The sequence below is a fragment of the Mycobacterium sp. genome (assembly GCF_032162605.1).
In the GTDB taxonomy this organism is placed as follows: Bacteria; Actinomycetota; Actinomycetes; order Mycobacteriales; family Mycobacteriaceae; genus Mycobacterium.
In genome coordinates this window covers 1-9,373 of sequence record NZ_JAVROT010000399.1, presented here as the reverse complement: position 1 = coordinate 9,373, position 9,373 = coordinate 1, and the positions used below count along the sequence as shown (strand labels likewise).

The window sequence follows — 9,373 nt, the reverse complement described above, 5'->3', positions numbered from 1 at the left end:
GAACGCCAGCGACGACTTACCGGAACCGGAGAGTCCGGTGAAGACGATGAGCGAGTCGCGGGGCAGATCCAGGTCTACGCCCCGCAGGTTGTGCTCGCGTGCACCCTTGACGATCAGGCGGTCAGCCAACTGATTCCTCTTCCAATTCCATCCCGCTTGCGAGCCCGCAGAAGGCAGTCCGCGCCCATGGTATGTCCACCCCCCGACAAGCCCGCTACCGTGGCAGACATGACAGTCGTCGACGACAACTACACCGGCCATCTCGAATCGGGAACTGCAGCACGGCGCACCCTGCCCGGGGCCACGATCGTCAAGGCGTCCGTCGGCTCCATGGACAACAACGCCTACCTGATCACCTGTTCCCAGACTGGCGAGTCCCTACTCATCGACGCCGCGAACGACGCCTCGATACTGCTCGACCTGGTCGAACAGTATGCGCCGACGCTGTCGCTCATCGTCACCAGCCATCAGCACCAAGACCACTGGCTGGCGCTCGAGGAGGTGGCGAAGGCAACCGGAGCGCCGACGGCTGCCCATCGACTCGACGCCGACCCGCTGCCCGTCACGCCGGACCGCATCCTGGCCCACGGAGACACCATCGGCGTCGGCGAGCTGATCTTCGACGTGATCCACCTTCAGGGGCACACCGAGGGCTCGGTCGCCCTCGCCCTGAGCGGTCCCGCCGCAGGCGAAGCCGTTCAGCTGTTCACTGGGGATTGCCTCTTCCCGGGCGGCGTCGGCAAGACGTGGAAGGACGGGGACTTCGAGCGACTGCTCGGCGACGTGACCAGTCGCGTCTTCGAGGTCTATCCGGACACCACGGTCGTCTATCCGGGGCATGGTGACGACACCACGCTCGGCGCCGAGCGGCCGCACCTCGAGGAGTGGCGCGAACGCGGTTGGTGACGACGACCGCCCAACGCGCTACCACGGCGGGATTCCACCTGATTTTCCGCCCTGGCCGCACGCTCGACACTTCGATTGCGACGAAGGTTGGGTCACGCCCCTGGCGTCAGGACGTGTGAACGATCAGGACGTCGGACTTGGAGCGACGTGCGACGTTGGCGGGTACGGATCCGAGAAGCCGGCCTGCGATCGTGCTCAGACCCACGTTGCCGACCACGAGAAGGTCCGCCTTGATCTCCTCCGCCAGATCGACCAACGCGTCGACCGGAGCGCCGACGACGGCCTTCTCCTCGACGTCCTTGGCTCCGGCGGTGTGAGCACGTTCCTTGGCCTCGCGAAGGATCGCGTAGATCGGTGCGTTGCCCGACAACTTGTAGCCCTCGTCCTTGAGAACGTCGGCGGCGCGGGCATCCTCGCTCTGGGGGAAGTACGCCGTCGCCACGATCAGCTTTGCGCCCGCCCCTCCGGCGATCTGCGCGGCCCGATCCACCGCGCGCAGCGACGAATCCGAACCGTCAGTGCCGACCAAAACGGTCTGATAGGCGCCCATTCATGCCCTCCCAGTGTCGATTGCAAAGCCATCCGAGACAGTAACCCGTAGTTCGACGAACATGGGGCGATTCGCTCGGATGGCGCCCGTGCTAGCAGGTGCCGATCGTAGCTGCAGCAAGACCCACGACTGCACCGTTGGTGAGCAAGGGAACCCGGTTCGCTCAGGGCGCTCGGACTCGCACCGGGCGACCAAGGGTGATCCATGTCATCGATGACGACGTCGATGACGTTGAACACGTTCCTCCGCAGAACGTTTCGCGGGTGAAGCGGTTCATTCCCGATGGCGCGGGTCGAAGTTTGACGGCGGGCCTTCCTGCGCACTCACCGCAAAGTCGGTGTCGGAGAACGTGTAGCGGTACCACGGTTCGTCGTCGCAGCGACCCAATTGGTGCCGGAGATTGCCGAACGCCCCGTAGACGGTGCGATACGGCTGCCCGTTGTAGTGCTGAAGGATCTCCTTCCAGGTTCGCGGAGCCTCGCGGATGAGCGCAGCCATGTCTGCCGTCAGCTCCTCCTCCGACATCGCGACGACGTCCGGCGGCGGATCACCGAGCTCGAACACCGTGCTGCGGTCGAAGTGCGAGCGGACGAACTTGGGACTGATCGGGATGGTGCAGTCCAAGCCGATCTTCGATGCGGTCCCAGGTGCCGCGTCGTCGGCGATCATGGGGTCGACCGTCATCGTGTTGCCGTTCGGTATGGTCACCGTGTCCAGGTGCGGCATGTATCGAAACGCCATCGCGAACTGCACCGCGTTGTCGTCCCAGATGTCGACGTCCTCGTCGAAGACCATGGCGATCTTCGGGAGCCCCTGCTTCGAGCAGGTCAGCATGACGCCGAGCGCCTGCTTCGAGTCCCCCGCACCCCTCGTGTTGATCTTCGCGTAGGCGATGTTGGAGAGCCCGCCCAGTGGTGCGCGGACCTCCTTCACGTCGATTCCGGCCATCGCGAGCCCGCCGTAGAGGTCGGATTCGATCATCGGCAGCTGCAGCATGTTGTCGGTGTACCAGGGGTGCTTGCCGCCGATCGTGGCGTGCTGGAAGATGCCGCCCTTGCGGAACGTCATCGCCTTTACCACCGCACGATAGTTGGCCTTGATACCGCCGCCGTACATCCCGGTGAACTCCCCGTACGGCCCCTCGTCGTGGGTGAGTCCCTCGGTCGCCATCAGCTCGCATTCGAGCACGATCTCGGCATTCGCCGGTACCAAGAGGTCGATGGTCTCGCACTTCACCAGCTTCGCGGGGTGACCGTAGAAATTGCCGAGGACCTCGAAGTCGTCGGTGCCCGGCGGCACCCCGGTCAGCGCGGCCACCTTGTCCACCAGTGGTCCGCCGAGCACGATCGCGAGTTCGAGGTTGTGTCCCTTGGCCTGTGCTGCCTGGGCGTTCAACCGCGCACGGTGCGACGTGCACGTCATGTCGAAGTTCTTCTCGTTCTTCGTCCGGAACATGCTGCGGTAGATGCCCCAGTCGTAGACGCCGGTGTCCGGGTGCTTGGACACCACCAGGTTGTCGTTGGTGTAGGCGTGGCCGTCGCGGTCGTGATGGAGGAAGAGCGGCAGCCGGGTCAGGTCGACGTCGTCGCCGGTGAGGATGACCTCCTTGCACGGCGCGGTGTCGACGATCACGGGCTTGATCCGACCCTTGCCGAGCTCGACCATCCGACGACCGGTCTCACTCTTCTCGCAGCCGAGCGCCCACGCGGTCTGATCCTGGTTCGAATACGCGTTGGCCAGGAACTGGAATTCGCAGTCGGTGACCTTCTCCACCAGCACCGCGGTCAACGGATTGGCCTCCATGACCGCGGGCAGTTCGTCGACCCGCTTCTCGTCGGTGATGCGGACGAGCAGGCCCGCCTTCTCCATGTCGACGACGAAGTCGCTCAGGCTCTGCTGTGACATGACTTTCCTCTTAATCCAATAACGCCGATCATTCCAATCACGCCGATCACTCGAATGCCGGTGCGGCGTCGCCGGTCTCGACGTAGTCACGCAGGTGATGCAGGAGCACCCCCCACGTGGTGTTGCACTTGCGAAAGTTGCCGTGGGTCCCCGGCCAGCCTGCGTGGGACAGCTCGAGCTGAGCCCGACCGTCGTCCGCGGGGGCGATCGTGAAGGCCGCCGTGGTGCCCACCGAGTCACCCGGCCCACGGGTGCATCGCCACCCGACTCTGCCCGGACTGTCCGATTCGACGATCTCCCAACCGAATTCGGGGTGGTCGGCGAAGCCGAAGACCCATTCGCTACCGACCTCGCCGGTCCCCTCGGCCGCGGGCGTGTGCCAGGCCTTGACGCCGGCCAAGGTGCTCAACGCCGCGAAGACCTGCTCGGGTGTGCCGGAAATGTTGATCTGGTGGCTGATCTCGGCCATGGGCACGTTCTCCTGTCTCAGGAAGCTGACTTGCCCAGCTCCGGGAAGTCGTATTCACACCAACGGGGCACGTCGGCCACCTCCACGAACTCCTTGCCGTGGTCGGCCTGCGCGGGCCCACACGCCTCACCGGCGACCTTGACCACGGTGCCGTACGGATACGTCGCGTCGATGCCGAGCGCCGAGCCGGTGCGGCGATCCGGTGGCAGTGACTCGTCGAGCGTCGGATCCAGGGGGCCGCCAGGAAGGCCGTCGACGATGATGACGTCTCGGGCCGGCTGCGATCGAAAGGCCAAGGCCCACTCGACCTCTTCGGAGCTCTGCACGTCGATGTCGGGGTCGACGGCGATCACCGTCTTGGGCCGCACGTTAGAACCCATCGCAGCGAGGATGGCGTTGCGGGCCTCGCCGGTGAAACGTGGCCGCATCGCCATCACGACCCGGAAGTTCACCCCGCCGGAGGGGGGAATGGCCACCCGCTCGATCGTCGGGAACGTGCTGCGCATCGACTTCAGGAAGGACGCTTCGAACGCCAGCTGCTTGAGCACGTGGTCCTCGGTGGTCGGTTTCCCCGTCAGCAAGGCCTGAAAGTACGGTTCGTTGCGGTGGGTGAGCGCCAGCGGGCGCGCGGTCGGTTTCATCGAACCCGGCGTGTAGTAGCCGGTGTACTCGCCGAGGGGCCCTTCGAAGACGGTCTTGGCGAAGTCGACCTCGAACTCGATGACGAACTCGGCGTGGGCAGGCACCTCGAGATCGACGGTGCGGCCCTTGACCAGTTCGACCGGAGCCCCTCGCAACCCGCCTGCGACCTCGAAGTCGTCGGTGTCGTCGGGAACCTGGATGGGACCGGTGTAGGCAAGCATCGGATCCACCCCGATCACCAGGGCCGCCTGGAACGTCTGGCGGCCCAGCGCAACGGCCTTGGCCAGGTTCTTCCCGAACCTGTGGTTGGGCATCGCCAGGAATGACAGGGTGTGCTCGTCGATGACCTCGAACCGGTAGTGGCCGATGTCGGGAACACCGGTTTCCGGGTCGCGGCTCACCACGATGCCCGGGGTGATGTACGGCCCACCGTCGTCCGGGCTGTACTTCGCGACCGGCAGCTTGGACAGGTCGATGTCGTCGCCCAGAATGACGTTCTCGTGCACTGGTGCGGCATCGACGAGCACGGGAGGGATCCTCTGCTCCAAACCACTGAGGATGTGCTGCACCACGTTTCCCTCGTCGCAGCCGTGGGCGATCAACGCCTTCGCCCGCGAGTTGTACAGCGCGAGTTGTACAGCCCGCCGACCAACGGGAAGTCGGTTCCGTTGTTCTTGAACACGATGGCTGGGCCGCTGACCGAGGCGCTCTTGCGCATCGCCTTGGCTACCTCGAGTTCGAGGGCCACGGGGCGGTCCACGTCGATTAGTTCACCGTGGGAGCGCAATGCATCGAGGAACTCGCGGAAATCTTGGAACGGCACAGTGGGATGCCCCATACTTTCCTGCGTGAAGGTGGTCAGCAAATCAAGATTGATCGTGCCACATCCCCCGTGGCTAGTGACCCCCATGGCGTGCGGAGTTCGATGATTGAGCCTCGAGGAGAGTTTCAACGGTTCGCCGTGGACGTTTACGGACGGGACGGGGTCGCGACGGCATCCGTGCTGCTGCAGGACCGCTACGGAGTGGACGTCAACGTGCTCCTTCTGGCGACCTACGTCGGCGCCGTCGAGCGATCCGCGTTCACCGATGACGAGTTGGCGGCGGCCGTGGCACGCACCGGCCAGTGGCGACGCGACGTGGTCGGCCCACTCCGCGCAGTGCGGACGCTACTCAAGGACGGGCCGCCACCGGCGCCGAACGCGGCGACCGTCGCGCTGCGGAACCGGATCAAGGCCGTTGAACTCGACGCCGAGATGATCGAACTCGACGAGCTGGCCGACGTCGCGCACCATCTCGAAGCCCCCGCGGCGCCTGGGGGCGCCGACGAACGTGCGACTGCGGCAATGCATGTCGTCCTGCGACACAGTGCCTCCCACGAACCAACGGACGAGGAACGCAATGCCATCGCGGTGATCGCTTCGGCCGCAGCGCGATCCGGTGAAGGGATGGGTACGTGAAGCGCATCATCATCGCGATCACCGGGGCGTCGGGAGCCATCTACGGCATCCGGGCCCTCGAGCTGCTGCAGATGGTCGACGACGTCGAGTCCCACGTGATCATCACGCCATCGGCACAGCGGACCATCGCCCACGAGACGTCGTACCGGTCCGACGGGGTACGCGAACTCGCCGACCACCACCATCACCCCCGCGACGTCGGCGCAGCGGTGTCGTCGGGCTCCTTCGTCACCATGGGAATGCTCGTCGCTCCGTGCTCTGTGAAGACCCTCAGCGGAATCGCGAACTCCTACAACGACGAACTGGTGGTGCGCGCGGCGGACGTGTGCCTCAAGGAGCGACGCAGAGTCGTGCTCCTCGTGCGTGAGACTCCCCTTCACGCCGGGCACATCGACCTGATGGCCAGAGCGACGACCAACGGTGCGATCAACATGCCGCCAGTTCCGGCGTTCTACGCGCTGCCGCGCTCGGTCGACGACGTCGTCGACCAGACCGTGTCACGGGCCCTCGAGTTACTCGACGTCGTGGTTCCCGGCATCAAACGCTGGGACGGCACGTCCGTCGTTCCCGACGCGACCTAGTCGGCCCGCGTCCTGCCGAAGTACAACTCCTGGGTGGCGATGCAAACCACCTGGCCCGCGCGTTTGTACGTGGTGGCGGTCGCCAGCCCACGGCCGCCGATTGCACTGGGCGAGAACTGATCCGACAACACCCAGTCCGACAGATCGACCGGGCGGTGAAACCAGAGGGCGTGGTCGATAAGCGCGGAGAACGTCGACAACGGGGTGGCGCGCCGCATGGTGATCGCGGTCTCCAGCATCGTGGTGCCCGACAGGTAGGTCAGCAGGCAGCTGTGCAAGACCTCGTCGGCAGGCACGGTTTCGGTCGGGCGCCACCACATCCGGATCCGTGGTGACGGTTCGGGGCAGTCCAGTGCCAGCCGGGGTGGCGGGTCGACGTAGCGCAGCTCGAAGGGCTGCGGACGGACCCAAAGGCCGCGGTCCTCGTCGGCGTACGGGGCGAGTTGCTCCTGGACGGTGGGAAGCGACTCGGGATCGGGGACATCGGCCATGGGGGCGTGATAGTCGAGCCCGTCGACCGGTGTGCTGAACGATGCAAGCGCCTCCAGCAGCACTTCACCGTCCTGCGGCGCCGTGTTGTGCCTGGTGGACAACGTCCCGCCGTTGCGGGACCGGACGACCTGGAACTCCACCGGCCGCCGAGCATCACCCGCGCGGAGGTAGTAGACGTGCACACTGTGTGGCGTGCGGCCCGGGGTCGTCCGGCTCGCGGCCATGAGCGCCTGCCCGCGAGGTGACCGCCGACGATGTGATGGGCGGGATTGTCGAGCTGGGTGGCCTCGAAGCGGTCGTCGGCGATCTGAACGACTTGCAACGTGGCGACGACGTCGGCCAGCGACGGCGATCGGAATGTCAGCCGGCATCATGCCGCAGCGAGCGCGACACGACTGATCGCGTCGGTCCGTCACGGAGGGTCGAACGATCTCCGGCCTCCGTCCCTTTGGGCCAGGTATCCCGAACACGTCAGGACTCGCAGGCGATGCCGTCACCATCGCGGTCGCCGCCCGACCAGTAATCCGGATCGCCCTGCGGAATGTCCCAGCGGCCGTCGTGGTGCGCCTGCGTGCAGTTGCGGTACGTGCCGGTTGCTGATGTTGCTGGAGCAATCCCAATGCCAACTGCCGCAATTGCCGCAGCAGCAATCAAAAAATGAACGAACATGGATCCACCCCTGAGTGACGTTTGAACTGATCTCCCCACGCCCCGGCCGGGATTGCAGGGCGGGCGCGGTCAAGATCGAAAGGAGCGTAGCAATTATTTATCGAAAGCGTTAATTAATCCTTCGGGGTGGGCAACCGGGCGCATGAACAGCGACAACCCAAAGGAAATCGCAATGACCGACCTGCCCGGTCAGGTATTTCACACAGGAAGTCTCTGGTCCTCTAGGGGCAAGAGTCTCTGGTCCTCTTAGGGGCAAGAGGCGTAAAATTTCACCTCCTTCTCGGAGGAAGAGATGTATGAACTGTGCACCTTCACCCTCAAAGGGGCGATTCGCCAGGGTGGCGGACGAGCCTGGGCCGAATGGAGTGGTCAAAGTGGACCAGCATAAGAGTGTCAAGTTGCTATTGGCGGTGATCAGCGCCAGCGCCGTCGTGGCCATGGGAGCGGTGGCCGTTGCCTTCGCTAACGAGCAAACCGGAACGGACACCGTTAGATCGGCTCCCGAGGCGACGGCTACCACTACGACGCCGCCGACGGCACCCCTCACGTCCGTAGCCACCCCGTTAACGACTGCCAGCACACCTGCGGGATTCCGCTGAACGGACTCAAGCCAGGATGAGTTAGCCGAGGCGGAACGCTTCATCGCCGAATGCGAACGGCTCACTAACTCGGCACGGGAACAAACCAAGCCTCATGATGTATCCCTTTCGCGCAAAAAGCTGTATGCGCTACCCGATCACACCGAAGGGCTGAGCGGCTAGGCCGTCAGCTGGCCCAAGCCGGTTCCTAGCAGGTGATTAGGTGTCGAATCCCACTCGCTCATGTCTTTCACCAGCGTCGGAACAATGTTGCAATTTGAGCGGATGACGGGATTCGAACCCGTGTAAACGGCTTTGCAGGCCGGTGCCTAGCCACTCAGCCACACCCGCGTTACGACGAACATGCCAGTGGCGCAGGCAATCCTCCACCCTTTGGATCGGCGTGATCGCTATGTCAGCGGCACGCCGGCGGCCAGACCTCCGCGGGGCCAATCCGCTGGGGAGTCCTCCCACTGCTCCTGGCGGCCGTACGGAGTCAGATCAAGGAACGGATATCCGACTGCCGTGTGATCGAGCCCGCGCGCGTACGCGGAGTAGGTGTGGAACACGTCGTCGCCGCGACGGAGGAAGACGCTGGCACCCGGCATGTCGCCGTGCAGCTCGTCATCGGACCAGCCGTCCGCGTGAAGCTCGTCGAGCGACTTGTAGTTGTATTCGACTGGCGCATGGGCAGGATCGAGCGTCACGTGGAAGTCGTAGGTGAAGTCGTTGTCGCGCGACGAGTACCACGGGAACGTCCAGCCATGCTGGTCGCGATACCGGGCGATGCTCGGGTACGGCGCGCGCGACACGCACGCGAGCGTCAAGCCCCTCGTCTCGAGCATGGCGCGGTCATCCGCGGTGAACGATAGATCGGCGGCGGCGGTGCAACTCGGGCAGCCCTCGTCCTTCGCGTCGATCCACATGAAGTGGTGGACGTAGAGCTGGGGACGGCCCTCGAACATGTCGGCCAGGCGCAGTTCCCCGGTGGGCCCTTCGAAGACGTAGTCCTTGTCCACCTTGACCATTGGCATACGCCGTCGCTCGGCGTTGACGGCATCGCGCAGGTGCGTCACTTCTCGCTCACGGACCAACAATCGTCGACGTGCGGCCAGCCACTCG

Annotated in this window: 11 protein-coding genes, 1 tRNA gene and 1 pseudogene; 3 read left to right on the top strand and 10 right to left on the bottom strand. The window is 64.8% G+C overall.

Features of this window, described 5'->3' with window-relative positions; translation table 11 throughout:
• Positions 1-129, bottom strand: a 129-nt coding sequence (locus QOI01_RS22820; RefSeq protein ID WP_526384977.1) for a hypothetical protein, incomplete at its 3' end; no start/stop codon positions are given.
• Positions 130-228: 99 nt separating this feature from the next.
• Between QOI01_RS22820 and QOI01_RS22815 the strand changes: the two genes are divergently transcribed.
• Positions 229-906: an MBL fold metallo-hydrolase gene (locus QOI01_RS22815; protein ID WP_526384975.1), complete on the top strand. Its 678-nt coding sequence runs from the start codon at positions 229-231 to the stop codon at positions 904-906.
• A gap of 106 nt (positions 907-1,012) precedes the next feature.
• Here QOI01_RS22815 and QOI01_RS22810 read toward each other — a convergent pair whose 3' ends face one another.
• The 5 genes from QOI01_RS22810 to QOI01_RS22790 form a co-directional block, all read right to left on the bottom strand.
• Complete coding sequence (locus tag QOI01_RS22810) at positions 1,013-1,456, bottom strand: universal stress protein (RefSeq protein WP_526384973.1); 444 nt, start codon at positions 1,454-1,456, stop codon at positions 1,013-1,015.
• Between the two features lie 273 nt (positions 1,457-1,729).
• Positions 1,730-3,361: a UbiD family decarboxylase domain-containing protein gene (locus QOI01_RS22805; RefSeq protein ID WP_526384971.1), complete on the bottom strand. Its 1,632-nt coding sequence runs from the start codon at positions 3,359-3,361 to the stop codon at positions 1,730-1,732.
• A gap of 46 nt (positions 3,362-3,407) precedes the next feature.
• The gene (locus QOI01_RS22800; protein WP_526384969.1) at positions 3,408-3,830 is read right to left on the bottom strand and encodes an SRPBCC family protein; all 423 of its coding nucleotides are present in this window, start codon (positions 3,828-3,830) and stop codon (positions 3,408-3,410) included.
• Positions 3,831-3,847: 17 nt separating this feature from the next.
• Entirely contained in the window at positions 3,848-5,044 is a 1,197-nt protein-coding gene (locus tag QOI01_RS22795) for a UbiD family decarboxylase (protein ID WP_526384967.1), read from the bottom strand.
• Positions 5,045-5,070: 26 nt separating this feature from the next.
• Positions 5,071-5,310 carry a hypothetical protein gene (locus tag QOI01_RS22790; RefSeq protein WP_526384965.1) on the bottom strand — a complete coding sequence of 80 codons (240 nt, stop codon included), beginning with the start codon at positions 5,308-5,310 and terminating at the stop codon, positions 5,071-5,073.
• Positions 5,311-5,397: 87 nt separating this feature from the next.
• On the opposite strand from QOI01_RS22790, the gene QOI01_RS22785 reads away from it, so the two are divergent.
• Complete coding sequence (locus QOI01_RS22785; RefSeq protein ID WP_526384963.1) at positions 5,398-5,931, top strand: TIGR02444 family protein; 534 nt, start codon at positions 5,398-5,400, stop codon at positions 5,929-5,931.
• Positions 5,928-6,512 carry a UbiX family flavin prenyltransferase gene (locus QOI01_RS22780; RefSeq protein ID WP_526384961.1) on the top strand — a complete coding sequence of 195 codons (585 nt, stop codon included), beginning with the start codon at positions 5,928-5,930 and terminating at the stop codon, positions 6,510-6,512. Before QOI01_RS22785 ends, QOI01_RS22780 begins: the two co-directional genes overlap by 4 nt.
• Here the strand turns inward: QOI01_RS22780 and QOI01_RS22775 are convergent.
• The 4 genes and pseudogenes from QOI01_RS22775 to QOI01_RS22760 all read right to left on the bottom strand — a co-directional run.
• Positions 6,509-7,368 (bottom strand): annotated as a pseudogene (locus tag QOI01_RS22775) (acyl-CoA thioesterase). The gene QOI01_RS22780 and the pseudogene QOI01_RS22775 sit on opposite strands and share 4 nt — an antisense overlap.
• A gap of 107 nt (positions 7,369-7,475) precedes the next feature.
• Complete coding sequence (locus tag QOI01_RS22770) at positions 7,476-7,673, bottom strand: excalibur calcium-binding domain-containing protein (RefSeq protein ID WP_526384959.1); 198 nt, start codon at positions 7,671-7,673, stop codon at positions 7,476-7,478.
• A gap of 858 nt (positions 7,674-8,531) precedes the next feature.
• Positions 8,532-8,602: transfer RNA gene (locus QOI01_RS22765), tRNA-Cys, on the bottom strand.
• A gap of 59 nt (positions 8,603-8,661) precedes the next feature.
• The coding region (locus QOI01_RS22760; RefSeq protein ID WP_526384957.1) for a DUF899 domain-containing protein at positions 8,662-9,373 on the bottom strand (712 nt) is incomplete at its 5' end.

Bases quoted from the DNA above. Each gene is read 5' to 3' on its own strand.
- QOI01_RS22815 (WP_526384975.1), top strand. From the start codon at position 229: ATGACAGTCGTCGACGACAACTACACCGGCCATCTCGAATCGGGAACT.
- QOI01_RS22810 (WP_526384973.1), bottom strand. From the start codon at position 1,456: ATGGGCGCCTATCAGACCGTTTTGGTCGGCACTGACGGTTCGGATTCG.
- QOI01_RS22805 (WP_526384971.1), bottom strand. From the start codon at position 3,361: ATGTCACAGCAGAGCCTGAGCGACTTCGTCGTCGACATGGAGAAGGCG.
- QOI01_RS22800 (WP_526384969.1), bottom strand. From the start codon at position 3,830: ATGGCCGAGATCAGCCACCAGATCAACATTTCCGGCACACCCGAGCAG.
- QOI01_RS22790 (WP_526384965.1), bottom strand. From the start codon at position 5,310: ATGGGGCATCCCACTGTGCCGTTCCAAGATTTCCGCGAGTTCCTCGAT.
- QOI01_RS22785 (WP_526384963.1), top strand. From the start codon at position 5,398: ATGATTGAGCCTCGAGGAGAGTTTCAACGGTTCGCCGTGGACGTTTAC.
- QOI01_RS22770 (WP_526384959.1), bottom strand. From the start codon at position 7,673: ATGTTCGTTCATTTTTTGATTGCTGCTGCGGCAATTGCGGCAGTTGGC.